This window comes from Maribacter sp. LLG6340-A2, from assembly GCF_045057105.1.
Lineage (GTDB): Bacteria > Bacteroidota > Bacteroidia > Flavobacteriales > Flavobacteriaceae > Maribacter.
Map to the genome: position 1 here is coordinate 2,859,253 of NZ_CP159332.1, position 19,963 is coordinate 2,879,215.

Sequence of the window (19,963 nt, forward strand, 5' to 3'; positions counted from 1 at the left end):
TGGGTTCCCTATCCACTAATACAATATAAACCTTACCATGATGAAGTTATTGGGGTTGGCTCCTATGCCCGGTGAGCCTTTGGCAAAACCCATCTTGCTTGAATAATTTTTTGGGAAAGGATAATGTACCCATGTTTGTCATCTAGTGCTACTTCTTGGTTACCCTACCCATCCTAATACACAATACTATCCGATGCAATTACCGGAAGGGCATAATTACCATATTCCAAAGCGGTTTTACCTTTATTGATATAGGTGGTGCCCGTTTTTTCTACATCAGGGTGAAATAATACTACGTGCTCCAAGGCCTTGAACTCGGCAAGGGTGGAGAGGTGGTCTTCATCAAAAGGAGTATAGGAAAGGTTTAGCGTCTTTAAATGCTGCAGGTTTTTTAATTGTTCCAGCTGGCTCCCGGTTATCTGGGTATGGTCTAATTGTAAGCGGGTAAGGTGGGGTAATTGGGCAAGGGCTTCGCATACGGCATCGGTTACTTGGGTGCCGCCAAGGTCCAATAGGGTAATTTGGGGTGCTAGGGCATGTAGATAGTGGGCATCGGCATCGGTAAACGAAGGTAAATTTAATGCCGATACTTTTAGGTAATGGGTCTCTTCGCTTATGGGGGCTACATGTAATCCCACTTCCTTTACTAACTGAATACTGTCCTTTGGTGCCGCCGCAATTTCCGCAGCTGGATAATCCAATTCTTCTACTTTAGGGAAATAGGTGGCAAAAAGCGCTTTTTGTAATCCCAACTCGCCTATGGTTTTATCAAATGGATGCCCTTTTGCAATCCATACTTCCACCAGTTTTATAGCTTCCTTGCTGGGTTGGCGTTTGCCATCGGGTGGCATATGGCGGTCATTGGTGGTGGGTAGTTGCATCCGTACCAAGAGGTCACTTTCCTCAGGTTGGTGTGCGGTCAAGACCGGAGCGTTTTCCCCACTGGTAAGTATGCCTTCTTGATTATGTAACAATAAATCGCCCTTTGCCTTTTTAGGGTTATGACAGCTTACACAATTGTTGTTGAGAATGGGGGCAATGACATCGGTATAGAATACGGCATCTTCCCAATCCGCTTCGGAAAGTATCACTTCCTTTTCTTCAAAAACCGCATATCCCAAAGCCGATTTTATCGCATTGGGTAAGGGTTCTACCAAATACTCTTCCCCATGGGTAATATTACCGCCCTGGTGTCCGGTAAAGGATATCAAAATAAAAAGTAACCCGGAAACGACCACCACTGGAACCTTATGGAGCCATTGGGCCAGGGAGAAGTTGCTAATTCGCGCCCAAACCACAAAACAAAACAATGCGGTCACTATCCCTGACCATAAATGTACCTTAATGGAAGAGAAGGAGTAACCTTCGCCCACATATTGTAAATAGCCGGTAATACAGGCCAAAACGGCCGCATAGCCGCCCCAAAGGTAAATTTGGGCAATGACCTTTTTATGATCGTTCTTTTTGCGGTCTACCCACTGCAGAAGGAGCCCCAAAATGATAAAACCAATGGGCAAATGAACCACGAGCGGGTGTAGTCTTCCTAAAAACTGTTTTAAAATATCCATGCGTACAAAAGCCTATTCAGTTTGCAAGCGTTCCTTAATTATCTTCATCATGTAAACATTGGCCTTCCATTGGTCTGCCACGGGAACCTGGGTAAAGGGCAAGGTGGGCATGTAGCCGGCAGGGCCAAATTCCGTGGTGAGGGTAAACGTGTGGTTCGTTTTCCAACGATGGCGAATAATTTTTTCCCAAATATCCAAATGCCGGTCTACGGCTTTTTTCCATTCCGGGGCTTCCGGGTCATTAACTTGGGGTCCTTCGGGATGGCCTACACGTGCATGCAGATGCCCACTGCGTTCAATGATAGTAGTAAGAAGGTCGTCCTGTCGTTCCAACAGCGACTCGTGCACCACCATCCAGTGACTGATATCCAAATTCAATTGCAAATCCGGAATTTGCGTCAAATAGGTTTGGGTGTCCGGTAAATTGAAGCTAAACCGCCCCCTATGGGTCTCATGGTAAATAGGAATTTGATGTTCTTTGGCAATAGCATTGGCGGCATCTATAAATGCCTTGTTCTGTTCAAATGTAAAAAAGTCGCTCCCCGTATGACAATTGATATAGGCGGGAGCCCACGTCACCAATTTTTTCAGGTGATCGGTATACGCGCGTAGGCTTTCCTTAAAAGTGATATTTTTGTTGGTCCCGTTTAGGAAGGCCACTTTTAAACCATGTCGTTGTAAGGCCTCTTTAAGCTTTTGCTCATCCTCTTTGGATTTTGGAAACCAGATTTCAATACCGTCATATCCTGCAGATGCCGTTTTTTCGCAAAAAGTATCCCACGAAATGGTGCGGCCCCAATCCGTTTGAAAAAACTGTATCGTTTTTGCAGATTGCCCCCAAAGGGCGTTTGCGGACAAGGTTAGTACCGCTATAACGAAGATTCGTACTATTACCATTTGATGTGTATAGTTCATGTAATGATTATGCCAATATTTCTCGTATAACTTCGCCTTCTACATCGGTCAACCTAAAGGGCCTACCCTGAAAGTCATAGGTAAATTGCTCGTGGTTAAAGCCTAACAAATGTAATATTGTGGCATGTACATCATGAACGGAGACCCTGCCATCTACCCCTGCAAAACCAATACTGTCGGTTGTGCCGTGGGAAGCTCCTTTTTTAATGCCCCCACCGGCCATCCACATGGTGAAGGCATCGCCATGGTGATCACGGCCTTTAAAGCCCATTGTTTTTCCTTCCCGATTTTCTTGCATGGGCGTTCTACCAAACTCACCGCCCCAGACCACTAAGGTGTCGTCTAACAATCCTCGTTGTTTTAGGTCTAACAGTAAGGCGGTCATGGGTCGGTCTATTTCCCTACATTTATTCTTCAACCCTAAATCTACAGCTGTGCTTGGGTCCGTACCGTGGGCATCCCATCCCCAGTCGAACAATTGTACAAATCGTACACCGTCCTCTACCAACTTACGTGCCAAGAGACAGTTATTGGCAAAGGATTCCTTGCCCGGTTCTATGCCGTACATTTCCTTAATATGTTCCGGTTCATTGTTGATGTTCATGACCTCCGGAACCGCAATTTGCATACGATACGCCATTTCATATTGGTTGATGCGCGCCAAAATTTCCGGGTCGGCATATTTAGCATATTCCTTTTTATTGATCTCGTTGATCGCTTTGATGGTATTCTTTTTTAAATCCCTAGAAATACCTTCGGGGTCTTCTATATAGAGTACCGGGTCTCCTTTAGAGCGGCATTGCACCCCTTGGTAGACCGATGGTAAAAAGCCGCTTCCCCAAACACTTTTTCCGGCACTTGGGGCCTTACCGCCAGAGGTAAGTACCACAAAACCGGGTAAGTTCTGATTTTCTGAACCCAAACCGTACGTAACCCATGATCCTATACTGGGCCTACCTAAACGCGGACTGCCGGTATGCATGAACAATTGTGCGGGACCGTGGTTAAACTGATCTGTGTGGACCGCTTTTAGAAAGGCTACTTCATCCACTACCTTTTTAAAATGGGGCAGGTTGTCCGAGACCCAATTCCCCGATTCGCCTTCTTGCTTAAAAGTAGCCTGTGGACCCAGTAATTTTGGAGTACCACGAATAAAGGCAAACTTTTTGCCTTCCAAAAAGGATTGCGGACATGCTTGATCGTTTAATTTGGCCAGTTCCGGCTTATAATCGAACATTTCTAATTGCGACGGTGCGCCCGCCATATGCAGATAGATGACATTTTTGACCTTGGGCGAAAAAGGTGGCGGTAGGGTCGCCAAAGGGTTGAGGTCACGTTCGGTAAATCCGTTGGCCAAGCTGGCCGTTGCTTTTTGTGAGCTCAAGGGGTCGCACCCCATAAAAATGGAACCTAAAGCCAGACCGCCCATGCCCGTGGCACATTGTTTAATAAAATGTCTTCGGGTATTGGTGGCTACGTCCCGTTGTAATTTTTCTGCAATAAGTCGATCTACATTAGTTTTCATGATGATACATTTTGATGTAGGGCTTAGGCCTTGGTTAAAAATTCGTCCAGATTCATAATCGCATTCGCTACCACGGTCAAGGCGGCGAGTTTGGGCGTTACTTTTTGGTCTAGCCCCATAAAAACCGTGTCTTGGTTGCTGGCATCGGAGAATTCATGATAGGCCTGTTCATATAATTCGTTCAGTACCCGTAGTTCTTCTTCATCCAATTTAGATAAGGTTGCTTTTTCATACGCTTTTGAAATACCTATGGTAATATCATGATGCTGCACAGATTGGGCCAGGGCATAGGCCGCCTCTAGATATACAGGGTCGTTCAAGGTAACCAAGGCCTGTAAAGGGGTATTGGTTACCGTTCTTCTAATAGTGCATACCTCGCGACTACCGGCATCAAAAGTGATGAAGGACGGGTAGGGGCTGGTACGTTTTAAATAGGTGTAGATGGCGCGCCTGTAGGCATCTTCCCCTTTACTCTCTACCCAAGATTCATTACTGTAAACGGACTGCCAAACCCCATCGGGTTGCGGAGGCATAACACCTGGACCGTACATTTTTTTGCTCAACAATCCCGATATGGCAAGTGCCTGGTCCCTAATCTGTTCTGCCGTTAGCCGTACCCTTGGTCCACGGGCGTATAGTTCATTATTTGGGTCTTTTTGATACAATTCCGGTGTAGCAATAGAACTTTGCCGGTACGTGCCACTCATGACCATTTCCTTAATTAACGCTTTCATGCCCCAATGGTGTTCGTGCATAAACTTAAGTGCCAAATAATCTAATAAGGCAGGGTGACTAGGCGGGTCGCTTTGGGTACCCATATCTTCCAAGGAAGCTACAATACCCCTACCAAAAATTTGATGCCACACCCTATTGACCATGGTGCGTGCCGTTAACGGATTTTCCTTGCTGACCAACCATTTGGAAAGTCCCAATCTGTTCTTGGGCCAGGAATCATCAAAATTGTTCAGTATTTGGGGAGTGCCCGGGGCCACGGTGTCCGTCAACATCAACCAATTGCCACGCTCAAAAACTTGGGTGGTTCTGGCCATATTGGCCTTGTTTTCTATCATTATGGGCACAGTGGGCGTTCTGGTATTCAAAAGATTTAAAAATAAGGTGTTTATTTTTTCATACCCCGGACTATTTTTTCCGGGGATATCTTTTAAAAATGCCAACCATGTAATATGACTGGTTGATACCTGTGGGGCAATGGCATTGTTATCGGCCTCAAAGTATAGGTCTACCATTTCCTGAAGGGGCTCAAAAGGTATCTTCGCAACAATATTTCTCTTGGTATTACCTACCTTAAAGCGGCTCAATATGGCACCATTGGCATTGTTTTTCCTTATAGTGATGGTGGTGCCTTCCATAAAGCCTCTATAATAAAGATACATGGCAGAGGCGCCTTGGGTATCTACATTTTTTAAAACACAGGAACCATCATCCCAAAGGGCCAAATACTTAGTATCCGCCAATTCACCGTTAATAAAGTCCGTGGCGTTATGGGCCAAATATTTTGGTTCCAAAAAGGATAGGAAATCAGCATAATTTCGGGCCTCTTCCTGAGTGCCGTGGGTACGCACCCAGGTTATGATTTCTTCTTTTTGTTGTTCTTGGGCATCGGTATAAAACCGTAATGTAGGACTATCATCTGGCGTGTCCTCATCCCGTGTGTTATTGAAAAACGCCATAGCCTTGTAATATTCCTCCTGTTTAAAGGGGTCATAGGTATGGCTATGACATTGTACACACTCCATGGTGGTACTTTGCCAAACGGAAAAAGTGGTATTTACACGGTCAAGAACAGAAGCAACCCTAAACTCTTCATCTTCCGTACCGCCTTCATCGTTGTTCATGGTATTCCTGTGAAATGCAGTAGCGATCAATTGATCTACGGGTTCCGGTAGTAAGTCGCCGGCCAATTGTTCCGTAGTAAACTGGTCAAACGGCATATCATTGTTAAAGGCCTTAATGACCCAATCCCGATACCGCCATATATGTCGCCCCTTATCTTTTTCATATCCTTTGGTATCCGCATAGCGAGCTAAATCTAACCACCAACTGGCCCATTTTTCACCAAAGGCGGATTGTGCCAATAGGGTATCTACCGCTTCCTCATACGTAGTCTTACCGGAAACAAATGAGGAAAACAGGGTATTGGAAGGGGGTAGTCCCGTAAGGTCTAAGGCTAGCCGTCTTAGTAATACATGGGGTTCTGCAGGTGGGTTAGGGCTAAGGGTATCGGCAGCTAGTTTGGTTAAAATAAAGCGGTCAATATCATTTTGGAGAAAAGGTGCGGTTTCAAAATCGATAATTCCCGCTTGTTCGGTCATGGCGGGAACCGTTACTTTTTCCGGAAGGGTATAGGCCCAATGCTGGCCCCATTCCGCCCCTTGCTCTACCCATTGGGTCAGTAGTTCAATTTCTACGGTGGTCAGTGGGGGTTTTTCATAAGGCATTCTAAGCTCTGGGTCGTCTGTCTTTAGACGTTTTATAAATTCACTCCCATTTGCATCCCCAGGTATAATGGACGGTTTTCCGGACGCGGTAACGGCGAAGGCATCTTCCTTAAAGAGTAGGCTAAATTCACCGCTCTTTTTAACACCACCATGGCAGGTAATGCATTTATTGTTTAAAATGGGTTTGATCTGGCTGCTAAAATCCACTTTGTTGGAATTGCTATTGCAGGAAATTAGCGCTGTAACAAGGGAAAGAAAGAGATATTTATATAGCCTTTGTGTTGGATGCATTGCTGTCAAAAAAAATTATAGTTCTTCGGCCATAGTATTTGTACGGGCCAAGGATTTTGTATGCATTATTAATATTAAGAATTTTAAGTGAATTTGAAGTGTAATATCTACAATTATATGTGAGAAAATGAATTATTTAACACAATTCATAAATTTTATTGAACCATTTTTTAGGCTATATCTTTATGGTCAAGATATTTTTTTAAGTCATTTTAAATGTACACCAAATAATGAGATAAAAATATTGGAGGAGGTTGTTGACTAACGCTTTACTTATTAAATAGTTACCATTGTTCTGGAATATGCGAAAATCTACAACGTTATCGTGCATTTTAGCGAAAAAACACTTTCTTAAAACATTTTTTTAGTATAAATTGTAAACTTTTCGTAAGTTTTAGATTGTTAAATTATTTAACATTTAGATTATATGTAATTATTAAGACACTTTGCTATGAAAATTAATTCGGTTTGTATTATTGACGATGATCCTATTTGTGTGTATGGCACCAAAATTTTATTGAACCATAACAATTATTTTGGTTCCGATATTACGGTTTATGATGACGGTTATGAAGCTTTGGTCAATCTTACGTCCCTTGCGGAAAAAGGAGAAAGATTGCCTGAAGTTATTTTTCTGGATTTGAATATGCCGGTTATGAACGGGTGGGAATTTTTGGATAAATTTCAAACATTACCATTGGAAGTTAAGCCACAAGTATTCATTGTAAGCTCCTATATAGGGTTAGATGAAATAGAAAAAAGTAAGCGCTATAGCTTGGTAAGGGATTTTATTACAAAACCATTGTTATCAGATACCTTACTTAAAATATATAATAGTCTCAACAAAAACCCTCCTATTGCAAGTTAAGGGCCATTTTGAGCTTTAAAATTGGGTATGCCTTAGTAGATAGCAACGTACTTTTAATACCGATAGAAACTAAAAACTGGTTTTGATCAATATGTATTGGAATTACATATTAGGACGCTATAAAACCAATCCCGAAAAAGTTGAATATTCCTAATTAAGTAGTTCCTTCTTTTTAAATAGAATAAAAAGTATCCCATCTACCTTTACATGTAAATTCTTTCTTAAAATGGTAAAGGCTTTGGTAATATGTCCTTCAACGGTTTTAACGGATATATTTAAATATTCTGAAATTTCAATATTGGTAAGACCTTCTTGCTTGCTTAATAAGAATGACTGTTTACACTTGGGAGGAAGGTTTTCAATCTCTACTTTTATTTGTTTTATAAGTTTATCTAGAGCGTTAGTGTCTTCTTGTACGTATTCGTTTATAGTTTCTATTTGAATTTTTTCCAAGGAATATACACGTCTTTCTTTTCTGTATTGTTCAATAAATTTGTTGTAGACAGATTTGTATAAGTAATTGGACAGGTTGGTCTTGATATCCAATTTTTTTCTTTTTTTCCAAATTTTTATAAATACGTTTTGAACAATATCTTCGGACAGTTCAACATCTTTTATTAAACCAAAGGCATACGCACATAACTTTTGATGATAGGTGTCTACCAGGTATTTATATGCTTCTGACTCGCCTTTTTTTAATGCTTTAATTAAAATCTCCGTACTGTTATAGGCGTGTTTCATTTTCGGTTTTTGGTAGTTATTTTGGTATTTAATTATCAAAATATGAAAAAAAGTATCAAAAAAGCAAGGGTGTCGTAAAATTATAACGTCTATAATGTAAGAGATACACTTTTAATGGCGCGCAAAATAAAAATAATAATAGCAAAATACTTTAGTAGAGAGGCTACAGAAACAGATTTGGATGAATTGAGGAATTGGGTGAAAGAACCTAAAAATGAATCTGAGTTTAATACGCTAGTTAAAATCAATCATGCAATTGATATAAATGTGAAGAAATTTAATTCAGAAGATTCAAAAAAGAAATTGCTTACCTATATAGCACAGGATAAAAAGCGCACTATATTCAAATCAACCACAACTGTTCTTAAATATGCCGCAATACTGGTGCTATTTTTTGGTTTGGGATATGCGTATAAAGCTACTTTTATCGACAAAGAAAAATTAAGTAACCCTATTACAGGTACGGTAGTTGGTAGTCAAGAAGATAGTATTCTTATTGGTACGGATAAGGCTATACTTACTTTAAGTGATGGTTCTCAAGTTGCTTTGGAGAAAGGTAAGCAGGTAAATGTTACTAGTGCAAAAAGCACGGGAAATAAATTAATTTATAATCCTGTTAAAACCAGTGCGGCCAGGTTAATTTATAATTATTTGACCATTCCTAAAGGGGGGCAGTTTCAGATAGAACTATCTGACGGTACCGTGGTTTGGCTAAATTCAGATAGCCAGTTAAAATATCCAGTAGAATTTATTGAGGGAGAAGAACGTGCGGTAGAGCTTGTGTACGGCGAAGCTTATTTTGAGGTAACCCCTAGTACCGATCATAACGGCGCAAAGTTTTTGGTCAAGAACAAATATCAGGAAATTGAGGTATTGGGTACGGAGTTCAATATTAAGGCCTATGCAAATGAAGAGGCCATATATACCACTTTAGTGGGCGGTAAGGTAACCATAGAAAATAATGGGGACAAGGTGTTTTTAACGCCTGATCAACAAGCGGTATTAAACTTAAATGATCATAAAGTTCATATTTCTAAAATTGATGCCGCCAACGAAATTGCTTGGATAAAAGGGGTGTTTAGTTTTAAAGGAAAAACATTATTTGAAATTGCAAAAGTGTTGGAGCGCTGGTACGATATTGATATCATTTTTAAAAAGCAAGAACTTGGTTCTATGAAATTTAATGGGGTTTTAAGAAAAACGGAACCTATAGAAACAATTATGAAAAGTATACTATCAACCAATACCATAAATGCCTATGATATAAAGAACAAAACCATAACTATACAGTAATAGCGTAAGGGGATAAGGTCAATTCTTGGCAGTACATGACGTTTACCCCCTTTTTTTAACTGATTAAAAAGTAATTAACCAACCAATACAAATTTATGAATATTATACGAACTAAAAAGACTACCAATGGTATGGTGGTCTTACTCAAGCATACCATGAGAGCATTCATATTTCTGCTATGTACTAGCGTTTTTGCTATACATTCAAATGAAGTTTTTTCTCAGAATAAGTTAATTCCTATTAATGAGAATATGGAGGTCAGTGTAGACGAGGTTTTTAACCTTTTAAGAGAATACACGGATTATACCTTTATTTACCCTGAGCATATGTTTGCCAATGCCCCTAAAATAACCCTTAAGAAGGGCAAAATTAGGGCAAACAAACTTATAGAGATTTGTTTAACCCAACTAGATGAAGGTTTTGAATTTGTGCTAGATGGTAATACGATTACCTTAAGAAAACCCAAGGTAAAACGTACAAAACAAATACAAACCATTACCGGATCTGTAACAGATGAAAAAGGGGTGCCTTTACCAGGTGCTTCTGTATTGGAAAAGGGAACACTAAATGGAACACAAACAGATTTTGATGGTAACTTCTCAATAGAATTAACAGCGCCGGGTGCAACCCTATTAATTTCTTATGTTGGCTTTTTACCACAAGAAATTTTAATTCAAAATCAAACAGAACTAAGGGTAAAACTTGTTGAAGATGCCGCAAAATTAGACGAGGTTGTGGTTGTTGGCTACGGTACGGCAAGAAAAAAAGATATTACCGGATCAGTAATTTCCAAGAATTTGGAAGATTCACCTGAAGCAAAATTACCAACTACCAATGTACTACAAGCATTAAGGGGCATGTCTGGTGTTAACGTGGGTATACAAAATTCACCAGGTACCAACCCTAGTTTAATTGTTAGGGGGCAAAATTCTATAAATGGCTCCAATGACCCTTTAATTGTTCTGGACGGTATTGTGTATTTAGGAAATCTAGCCTATATAAATCCGCAAGATATTGCAAAGATAGATGTGCTTAAAGATGCATCTGCAACAGCGGTCTATGGTTCCAGGGCAGCAAATGGTGTTATCGTGATTACTACTAAAAAAGGTAAAAATGGAAAAGCCAAAATAGCTTATGCAACTTCATTTGGCTTTAATACCTGGAAAAATAAGTTTGATGTCATGGATACTGATCGCTGGGTGGAGAAATTTGTTGACCAACATGGATTGGACTCTGCTGATGATATTGTTTTTGATGACTTAACGCCTACAGAAAATTTAAGGCAAGGGGTAGATACCAATTGGATGGACTTGATTTCTCGCCAAGGCTTTTTTCAAAACCATCAAGTAGATGTTTCCGGTAGCTCTGAAAAATTCAATTATTATATTTCCGGTGGTTACAATGAATCTGAAGGTGTCATCATTGGTGATGATTTTAATAGAATTTCCATCAATTCTAAATTAGATGCGAACATAACAGATTGGTTAACCGTAGGTATTAATGGTAGTTATAATAGATCAGATTACTCTGGTATACAGGCAGATGTTGGTTTAGCCACTCTTTCGCTACCTATTGGGTATCCTTATCGTTATCAAGGTATGCCTTATGACGTAAGTTCAAACTCAGGTACGGCATTGGAGCGTTGGCCTGTGGGACAGTCCATACAAAATCCACTGTGGGGTACGGACGGTACCATAGATGATGTAAATGTCAATAATTTTTTTAGGGTGGCCACCTATGCAAATATTGAAATTCCACAGATAGAAGGACTATCCTATAGAATAAATTATGCGGCTTTTACCAATGATAGAACACAAGATCAGTTTTATTATGAAGATTACTTTATTCCAGAAGTGGCAACGGATTTTTATTTTGAACGCTATGACGATGCTGAAATCCAAAAATTGTTGTCGCAAGCAAACGGATCTAATAATAAGAGGGTTGACTATAATTATGTGCTGGATAATATTGTTGATTATAAACGGCAATTAGGAGATCACTTTGTAGGTGCAACTTTGGTAGCAACAAGAGATTATACCTCGTTGAAAGAATCTAGCGTAAGGGGGAACGATTTTTCCGCTGCAGGGAGTACGGTTCTTGGGGTAGATGGGCTACAAAAAGCTGCCAATATCATATACTCTAAAAATATTACGGAGAGGGCCAATGTTGGTTATTTGGCTAGATTGAACTACGCCTTTAAAGATCGTTATAATCTAACGGGATCGGTTAGGAGAGATGGAGCATCGGTCTTTGGAAAGGATAAAAAATGGGGAACTTTCGCATCTATAGGGGCCGCTTGGACCGTTACGGAAGAAAATTTCCTAAAGGACAATGATTTTATTAATTATTTTAAATTAAAGGCATCCTACGGACAAAATGGTAACCAAGGGGTTAATCCGTATGCCACATTAAGTAGGGTGGCAAGTGGTTCTGATGGAGGTATTAGATATGAATTTGGCGACAATCCATCGCAGATACTGTATGGTATTGCCGTTAATAATCTGGCAAATTCAGAATTAGGATGGGAGCGCACCACATCTTTCAATGCAGGATTTTCTTCTGCTTTTTTGAAAAATAGAGTATTCCTTGATTTAGATATGTACTTTTCTAAAACAACCGATCAAATATTTACCCGTAACATTCCCATTATGACGGGGTTTTCGTCTATAATCACCAGTTTGGGCCAAGTGGATAACAATGGTATTGAGGTTAACCTAAGGACTTTAAATATAGATAAGGAAGACATAACATGGCAAAGTAATTTTTCTTTTTGGCAGAATAGAAATATTGTGAACAGTTTATATGGAGATGATGTAGATGGTGATGGTGTTGAAGATGATGATATTGCCAACAGTCTTTTTATAGGAAAATCTTTAGGCGCTATTTATGGCTATGAATATATAGGTGTGGTACAAACAGATGATACGGATTATATAGCGAACAACACCGCCTCTCCCGGTGACCCCATGTTTAGGGACTTAAATGGAGACGGTATTATAGATGCGGATAATGACCGTAAGATTTTGGGCTTTAGAAAACCAAATTTCATGATGACCTTGGCAAATACGTTTACCTATAAAAACTTTACACTATATGCTTTGCTTACCGGAACATTTGGCGGTGGTAAGGATAATTTCTATCAAAGAGAGAACCCACGGTACAACTCATTTGGTGGCAGGTTTGATGCCAATGAAGTGGACCATGATTGGTGGACACCGGAGAACAATAGTGAAGAGTTTATAAGATCCAATTATTTAGGAAATCGTTATGCAGGTCTACAGTCCAGAGGGTTCGTAAGATTGCAAGATGTTACCTTTTCGTTTGCAATGCCTCAGCAATTATTGGATAAAATAGGGTTCAGCAAAATGGAGTTTTTTGCGAGTGCCAAGAATCTTTTTGTTATTACAGATTGGTTTGGTGGCGGGGATCCAGAGTTTGAATCTGCAAATCCATTTGTTAGGGGTATACGTCCTTTTGATAATGTTAGTCCAGTGCCAACCACAATAACACTAGGTATTAATACTAGTTTTTAATATAAAATATATAAGTATGAAAGCGAATAAAATTATATTTTTTCTCATGATACCGTGCTTGCTCATTGTAAGTTGTAATGATGAGGAATTTTTAACAGAAGAACCTAAAACTTTTAATACCATAGACAATATTTTCTCATCCTCTGCGCAGGTGGATCAATTGTTGGTTACCTTATATAAAGACTTTAGAAATTTAAGGGTCTTTAACTGGCAAAGTAAAGGTCATGGTACGGATGTGTACGATTCACCTGAATTTAGATTAGGCGATAGTTTTACAGATTATAGTAGAATTAATGCCCAAAGTGGTCAGTTTAATACATTTTATGAATTCTATTATAGAGTAATTTCTAGGGCCAACACCGTTTTAGAGGTTGCAGATAGAGAGAATATTAATTGGCCATCTGAAGAAGAGCGTTTGTATGCCATTGCGCAGGCAAAATTCTTTAGAGGATATGCCTATGGATCATTGGCAGAACTATTTGGCGGAGTGCCTTTGGTGCAGGAAGTATTTGATCAGCCAAAATTTGATTTTGAAAGAGCAACAAGGGAAGAAACCTATAGATTCGCGATCAATGACCTGGAGTCTATCTTAATGGATTTGCCGGAAACCACAACGCAAGACGGTAGGGTGGTCAGAGGTGCTGCTCAGCATTATTTAAGTGAGTTTTATTTGGCGGTAGGTACATTGACCGGTAGCGATCAAGATTTTACATCTTCGGTAGCATATGCCTCTGATGTTATTGATGGTGGTGTGTATTCTTTGATGACTGCGCGTTTTGGTGAAAGAATGGATGAGGCCGATAAGGATGTTTGGTGGGACCTCTTTAGAATTAACAATGTAAATTATAACGATGGTAACAGGGAATGTATTTGGAGTATACAAATAGATTTTGATGCCTTTGTTGCAGAGGATGGTGATGCGGTTTTAAGCTACCCTAGAATGTTTTCTCCTGTATATAGAGCTATACCGGGAGTTACTGGTGTTGCCGAAGATGTAGGAGGACGTGGCGTTGCATTTATTGCGCCAACCGATTATGTGCAAAATTTAATTTGGGACCCGGCCATTTCTGATAACGATCAAAGGAATGCTCCCCATAATATTAGAAGAACCATTTTGTATAATGATGAGTCGTACCCAGCGGATAATCCTGGATCATTAATTGGGCAAGAAGTGCCCCAGGATACAATTGCAAAAGCAAACGAAGGTAATGGTTGGATCTACCCCATCTTTGAAAAATTAACCACAGATGAGTTTGTTGGTCTGGATCAAGGAGAAAACAGAAGTAATCTCTTTAGGGATGAATATGCCATAAGGCTAGCGGAAACTTATTTGTTAAGAGCGGAAGCATACCATCGCTTGGGTAACAATGAACAGGCCGCAAATGATATTAATATCATTAGAAGTAGGGCGCAATGTACTTATTTGATAAGTGCTGCTGAGGTGAATATAGATTTTATTCTTGATGAAAGAGCCAGAGAATTACTTGCAGAAGAAAGTAGATGGCATACCTTGTTAAGGATGGGCGGTACGGTTGCGGTAGATAGAATACGTGAATTCTCTACATTGCCCCATGCCGCAACCTCCTTAAATTTTGACTATAATTTGTGGCCCATACCACAAACTGTTATAGATAGAAATTCTGGTAATGTTTTAGAACAAAATCCAGGGTGGAGTAATCGTTAAATTGTTGAGTTAGTTTTTATAAAAGAGTCTGTCCATTATTTTAGGTTATATGGCAGGCTCTTTTTAATATGTAATGCCACCTTTCCAGTAAATTTTTACATTACTTTTAAGTGGTTGTATTTTTATTTAAATAGTAAGAAAAATGAAAGTGATTAAAAAAGTGGCCATAGGTCTATTTTGTGTTTTAGCATCAGCCTTTATATACGCGCAAAAAACATTAGCTCCAGTAAATTTACGTTGTGATCTCTTGGAACACACCGATCAAGTTTTTGTCAATGGAAAATTATCGCATATTGCATTAACTGATATTGACAACCTTATAGAGCCAGTTCAACTAGCGACCATCAACAGCAAGCAGCCTACCTTTTCATGGGCCTTACAAAATGACCCTATTGGTGGTATGCAAACTGCTTACCAAATCCAAGTAGCCACATCGGTAGCGGCATTACAAAACAATACGGCCAATATGTGGGATAGTCAACAGCAATTAGCTAAAACTGCAATGGCCAAATACGCCGGACAACCACTTGATGTACATACCACATATTTTTGGCGTGTAAGGGTGTGGACCAACACTACGGAAGCATCGGAATGGTCACAGATTAAAGGGTTTAGAACTGGGTCTGAATTAAAGGCGTATGATAGTGCGCAATACCCATTGGTGACAACGACACAAACCCCCGTTGCGGAGAAGCAAATAAATGAAAGCTTACGCTTTTATGATTTTGGGAAGGCCGCATTTGGTAGGATAGAGGTAACCATAGATTCTAAAAAGATAAATGATTCGTTGACCGTAGCTTTTGGGGAAGTGTTAAATGCGGAAAACAGGTTGGAGGCGGAACCGGGTGGTTCGCGCAGATATCGCTCGGTAACAATACCTCTTAAACAAGGAGTGTATACCTATAGCATCAATATAGAAAAGGATCCTAGAAATACAAGGCCGGAAGCCGTACTGATGCCCGCGTATATTGGTGATGTTTATCCATTCAGGTATTGCGAGATACAGGGCAGCAGTTCCATAGTACATATAGAAAGAATAATGGCTACCTACGTATTTAACGAGTATAGCTCTCACTTTGAATCATCAAATTCTTTGTTGAACGATATCTGGGAATTTTGTAAATATTCCATAAAGGCAACCAGTTTTACGGGGGCATATGTAGATGGGGACCGTGAGCGTATACCTTATGAAGCAGATGCGTATATTAATCAGTTAAGTCACTACGGGGTTGACAATGAATATACCATGTCCCGTAAAAGCCAAGAGTACATGTTATTTAATGCCACATGGCCTACGGAATGGATTTTGACATCGGTCCTAATGGCCTATCAAGATTATATGTATACGGGCAACAGCGATTTTCTTGAACATTATTATGACGAACTGCAAAAGAAAAGTTTGACCATGCTTGCCGATAAAGACGGATTAATTAGTACAAGAACCGGTAAGTTGACCAAAGAAGTACACCAGGCCGTTCACTATAATGATGAAAATAAATCATTGCGTGATATCGTAGACTGGCCCCATAAAGGAATTTTAGGCTTGAGTGATGATGATACCGGCGAGACCGACGGATTTGTGTTTACCGATTATAATGCGGTGGTAAACGCCTATTATAATGCCTCATTACAGGCAATGGCTCAAATTGCCAAAGTAGTCGGTAATACTGAGGATAGTGAAAATTACAGCAATTTGGCCAAGGCACACAAAAAAGCGTTCAACGATAATTTTTTGGATAAGGAAAGAGGTAGGTATAGAGATGGGATTTCTACAGATCATAGTGCCTTACATTCCAATATGTTTGCTTTGGCGTTTGATCTTGTGCCTAGAAAGTATGTGGAAAAGGTTACTGCATATACTAAAAGTAGAAAAATGGCCTGTAGTGTGTACGGCTCTCAACATTTACTGGATGCCGTTTACGCAGGGGAAGATGCTGCCTATGGTTTAGAATTGCTGACCTCAAAATCCGATAGGGGTTGGGCACATGCCATTTATGATGTTGGAACAACCATTTCTATGGAAGCATGGGACAATAAATATAAACCCAACCAAGATTGGAACCACGCTTGGGGTGCGGCACCCGCAAATATTATTCCTAGAAGAGTCATGGGAATAGAACCTTTAAAAGCCGGTTTTGAGGAAATAAGGATAAAACCGCAAATTGGAAATTTAGAATGGGCCAGTATAAAACACCCTACCATAAAGGGTACTATTGCGGTAGATATACGTAACGATGCTTCAGAAGGGTTAGCCATGTCCGTTGTGGTACCGGCCAACACGATATCAGAAATTTGGGTGCCGGCAAAAAAGAATGAAAAAGTGTTACGCATGAACAATAAACGGGTGAAAGCAGCACGTATCAGGAATTTTCTAGTGGTTAAGAACGTGAGGCCCGGCACCTATAAATTTACTTTGAAGTAATTTATTTCGAACCTTATGTTTCTTATGAACTAATTAGTGTAAGTGCGGGTAAATGCAATCTTTGTAACATTTGAACAGGCGGAAAGTTTTAAGATACACGCCTTATTTTTTAACTCAAACATATGTATTAGATAACAAAGTGATAACATTAAAAAAGTTACTAATAGTAAATAAATACGGAATTTTGATGTGATTATTTACTATTAGTAAACAAATGTTACGTGTTCAAGATTTCTAAAATAAATATGACCGTACTTCTGAACGGAGCTTTTGCTTCATTCGGACTCTACTTTTGTATGTACGCTTTTAGAAAGCCTTTCTCTGTAGCAACATTCGATGGTCAATTTTTATTCGGTATCGATTATAAAATCCTTCTCATTCTGGCTCAGGTAGTGGGGTATATGCTTTCTAAGTTTATTGGTATTCGGGTGGTTTCAAGTTTAAAGGCACAGCATAGAGTGGCCTACCTAACGGGTATGATACTATTTGCAGAGCTGACACTTGTTTTATTCGGACTATTGCCAAAACCTTATAATTTCATCCTTTTTTTCTTCAACGGACTCTCCTTAGGGATGATTTGGGGAATTACCTTTTCTTATTTAGAAGGTAGAAAAATGACCGAAATCCTAAGTATTATTCTATGCTCAAGTTTTATAGTTTCTAGTGGAGCGGTGAAATCTGTTGGGTTGTGGCTAATGACCACTTATGCCATTTCCGAATTTTGGATGCCGGCTGTAACCGGAGCGATCTTTTTACTTCCGTTTTTTATATGCCTGTATTTTTTAAAGAAATTACCACCGCCAACGACCGAAGATATTAGTCTTAGGAAAAAGAGAAAACCAATGTGTGCGGCAGACCGCAAGCAGGTGTTCAAAAGATTTTCTTTTCCCATCATAATTTTAGTGGTCTTTTATACCGCGCTTACGGCATTGCGAGATTTTAGGGATAATTTTTCTAGGGAATTATGGGACAGCGTAGGCTATGCCGGTGATGCTTCTATCTATACCTTGGCAGAACTGCCCATTGCATTTTTAGTCTTGTTGGTACTGGGGTTGTTCGGTTTGGTGAAAAATAATTTTAAGGCATTTATGGGTTTCCATTTCTTGTTGATATTGGCAAGTATACTTGTGGGTGTTTCTACCTTTTTATTTCAGCACGGTGCGATGTCTCCCGTTTATTGGATGGTGCTCATAGGCTTCGGGCTGTATGCCTGCTATGTTCCTTTCAACTGTATATTTTTTGATAGAATGATAGCAACATTTAAAATTAAAGGTAACGCTGGCTACCTTATTTACATTGCTGATTCTTTCGGCTATTTGGGCAGTATGGCTGTGCTGCTCTATAAAAATTTTGGACAACCCAACAGTTCATGGCTTCAGTTTTTTGTAAATGCTACCTACTGTATTGCATTTTTGGGCGTTGGTGTTTCCGTAGTGTCAATGTTTTATTTTCAAAAGAAATACAAGCAAGATAATTCTAGTTTCCATTTTAAAATACCTATGGTTAATGGCAGATATTGAGTATGATTTAGTTGTAGTTGGTGGTGGTGTATTGGGTACATTTCATGCCTATCACGCTATGAAAAAAGGATTAAAAGTGGCTTTGCTCGAGAAAGATGCCATGCCCAAAGGGGCAACCGTTCGAAATTTTGGGCAGGTAGTGCCATCTGGCATGAATACGAAGTGGCAGCAGTACGGGCGTAAAAGTTTAAAGATTTATAAGAAAATTCACGCCAAATTCGATATTTCGGTACGTCAAGAAGGTTCTATTTATTTGGCTTCCAACGATGAGGAAGTTCAGCTTATAGAAGAGTTAAAGGAAATAAATCGTGCCAATGATTACACATCCATACTATTTACAAAGACGGAATGTCTTAGAAAATATCCCGGACTAAACGAACAATATGTAAAAGCGGGCTTATTTTTTCCGGAGGAAATTACCGTAGAACCCCGTACCATGATCGGTCGTGTACATAAGTATATAAAGAAAAAGGGTGTCAGTATTTTTTACAAAGCCAAAGTTATTGAATGCAACGCGCTAAATAACGAGGTAAGTACACAATTGGCCAATGGTAGAATGCTGTTGTCTTCTAAAGTGATTATCTGTAATGGGAGTGATTTTAAAACCTTGTATCCAGAGATGTTTGCTACCAGCGATTTAGAAATTTCTAAGTTGCAAATGATGAAGACGAAATCACAGGGCGATTATAAAATTAGTGGTTCTATTTTAACGGGACTTTCCATTAGAAGATATGAGGCTTTTGCAGAATGTCCGTCATATTTAAAAATCAAATCCAAAGAACCATTGGATAGTTTAGAGAAAAAATGGGGTGTACACATCTTGTTTAAACAAGCTATGGATGGCGGTGTAATTCTGGGGGATTCTCACGAATATGCCGATGCCGATAGTATAGATGATCTTGGGTTTGACCTAAATATGGATATTGATAATCTAATGCTGTCAAAAGCCAAAGAAATTTTCAGCTTACCTACTTATGAAATAGAACAACGCTGGTTCGGTATGTATTCGCAATGTAAAAACGCCGATATTTATGAGCGTACCATTGATAGAAATATACATATCATAACCGGTATTGGCGGCAAGGGAATGACGGGCAGTGCCGGTTTTTCAAAACATAACATTCAACAACTTTTTAATATTTAA

12 protein-coding genes are annotated in these 19,963 nt (G+C 39.6%); 7 read left to right on the top strand and 5 right to left on the bottom strand.

What is annotated here, in order from left to right:
* Window positions 1–173: 173 nt before the first annotated feature.
* From ABVM52_RS12020 to ABVM52_RS12035, 4 genes are read right to left on the bottom strand one after another with little or no spacing between them, the layout of a single operon-like run.
* A complete protein-coding gene (locus ABVM52_RS12020; protein WP_405380809.1) occupies window positions 174–1,568 on the bottom strand; it encodes a c-type cytochrome domain-containing protein in 1,395 nt (464 codons plus the stop codon).
* A gap of 12 nt (window positions 1,569–1,580) precedes the next feature.
* Window positions 1,581–2,483 (bottom strand): sugar phosphate isomerase/epimerase family protein, encoded by a 903-nt coding sequence (locus ABVM52_RS12025; protein ID WP_405380811.1) that lies wholly within the window; start codon window positions 2,481–2,483, stop codon window positions 1,581–1,583.
* Window positions 2,484–2,490: 7 nt separating this feature from the next.
* Entirely contained in the window at window positions 2,491–4,008 is a 1,518-nt protein-coding gene (locus tag ABVM52_RS12030; protein ID WP_405380813.1) for a DUF1501 domain-containing protein, read from the bottom strand.
* A 23-nt stretch (window positions 4,009–4,031) separates the two neighbouring features.
* The gene (locus ABVM52_RS12035; protein WP_405380815.1) at window positions 4,032–6,758 is read right to left on the bottom strand and encodes a PSD1 and planctomycete cytochrome C domain-containing protein; all 2,727 of its coding nucleotides are present in this window, start codon (window positions 6,756–6,758) and stop codon (window positions 4,032–4,034) included.
* 451 nt (window positions 6,759–7,209) lie between these two features.
* Here ABVM52_RS12035 and ABVM52_RS12040 point away from each other — a divergent pair, with 451 nt between their 5' ends.
* On the top strand, window positions 7,210–7,626 hold the full coding sequence (locus tag ABVM52_RS12040; protein ID WP_405380817.1) for a two-component system response regulator: 417 nt from the start codon (window positions 7,210–7,212) through the stop codon (window positions 7,624–7,626).
* Between the two features lie 150 nt (window positions 7,627–7,776).
* Here ABVM52_RS12040 and ABVM52_RS12045 read toward each other — a convergent pair whose 3' ends face one another.
* Window positions 7,777–8,367 carry an RNA polymerase sigma factor gene (locus ABVM52_RS12045; protein WP_405380819.1) on the bottom strand — a complete coding sequence of 197 codons (591 nt, stop codon included), beginning with the start codon at window positions 8,365–8,367 and terminating at the stop codon, window positions 7,777–7,779.
* A 114-nt stretch (window positions 8,368–8,481) separates the two neighbouring features.
* Between ABVM52_RS12045 and ABVM52_RS12050 the strand changes: the two genes are divergently transcribed.
* The 6 genes from ABVM52_RS12050 to ABVM52_RS12075 all read left to right on the top strand — a co-directional run bounded on the left by ABVM52_RS12050 (window position 8,482) and on the right by ABVM52_RS12075 (window position 19,963).
* Window positions 8,482–9,660, top strand: a complete 1,179-nt coding sequence (locus tag ABVM52_RS12050) for a FecR family protein (protein WP_405380821.1) — start codon at window positions 8,482–8,484, stop codon at window positions 9,658–9,660.
* A gap of 95 nt (window positions 9,661–9,755) precedes the next feature.
* On the top strand, window positions 9,756–13,193 hold the full coding sequence (locus ABVM52_RS12055) for a SusC/RagA family TonB-linked outer membrane protein (RefSeq protein ID WP_405380823.1): 3,438 nt from the start codon (window positions 9,756–9,758) through the stop codon (window positions 13,191–13,193).
* Between the two features lie 16 nt (window positions 13,194–13,209).
* Window positions 13,210–14,877, top strand: a complete 1,668-nt coding sequence (locus ABVM52_RS12060) for a RagB/SusD family nutrient uptake outer membrane protein (protein WP_405380825.1) — start codon at window positions 13,210–13,212, stop codon at window positions 14,875–14,877.
* A 142-nt stretch (window positions 14,878–15,019) separates the two neighbouring features.
* A complete protein-coding gene (locus tag ABVM52_RS12065; RefSeq protein ID WP_405380827.1) occupies window positions 15,020–17,299 on the top strand; it encodes an alpha-L-rhamnosidase C-terminal domain-containing protein in 2,280 nt (759 codons plus the stop codon).
* Between the two features lie 221 nt (window positions 17,300–17,520).
* A complete protein-coding gene (locus tag ABVM52_RS12070) occupies window positions 17,521–18,819 on the top strand; it encodes a DUF5690 family protein (protein ID WP_405380829.1) in 1,299 nt (432 codons plus the stop codon).
* The gene (locus ABVM52_RS12075) at window positions 18,806–19,963 is read left to right on the top strand and encodes a TIGR03364 family FAD-dependent oxidoreductase (RefSeq protein ID WP_405380831.1); all 1,158 of its coding nucleotides are present in this window, start codon (window positions 18,806–18,808) and stop codon (window positions 19,961–19,963) included. The genes ABVM52_RS12070 and ABVM52_RS12075 overlap by 14 nt, the downstream gene beginning before the upstream one ends.

Coding starts and splice junctions, on each gene's coding strand:
- ABVM52_RS12030 (WP_405380813.1), bottom strand. CDS start 4,008: ATGAAAACTAATGTAGATCGACTTATTGCAGAAAAATTACAACGGGAC.
- ABVM52_RS12075 (WP_405380831.1), top strand. CDS start 18,806: ATGGCAGATATTGAGTATGATTTAGTTGTAGTTGGTGGTGGTGTATTG.
- ABVM52_RS12055 (WP_405380823.1), top strand. CDS start 9,756: ATGAATATTATACGAACTAAAAAGACTACCAATGGTATGGTGGTCTTA.
- ABVM52_RS12040 (WP_405380817.1), top strand. CDS start 7,210: ATGAAAATTAATTCGGTTTGTATTATTGACGATGATCCTATTTGTGTG.
- ABVM52_RS12065 (WP_405380827.1), top strand. CDS start 15,020: ATGAAAGTGATTAAAAAAGTGGCCATAGGTCTATTTTGTGTTTTAGCA.
- ABVM52_RS12020 (WP_405380809.1), bottom strand. CDS start 1,568: ATGGATATTTTAAAACAGTTTTTAGGAAGACTACACCCGCTCGTGGTT.
- ABVM52_RS12035 (WP_405380815.1), bottom strand. CDS start 6,758: ATGCATCCAACACAAAGGCTATATAAATATCTCTTTCTTTCCCTTGTT.
- ABVM52_RS12045 (WP_405380819.1), bottom strand. CDS start 8,367: ATGAAACACGCCTATAACAGTACGGAGATTTTAATTAAAGCATTAAAA.
- ABVM52_RS12060 (WP_405380825.1), top strand. CDS start 13,210: ATGAAAGCGAATAAAATTATATTTTTTCTCATGATACCGTGCTTGCTC.
- ABVM52_RS12025 (WP_405380811.1), bottom strand. CDS start 2,483: ATGAACTATACACATCAAATGGTAATAGTACGAATCTTCGTTATAGCG.
- ABVM52_RS12050 (WP_405380821.1), top strand. CDS start 8,482: ATGGCGCGCAAAATAAAAATAATAATAGCAAAATACTTTAGTAGAGAG.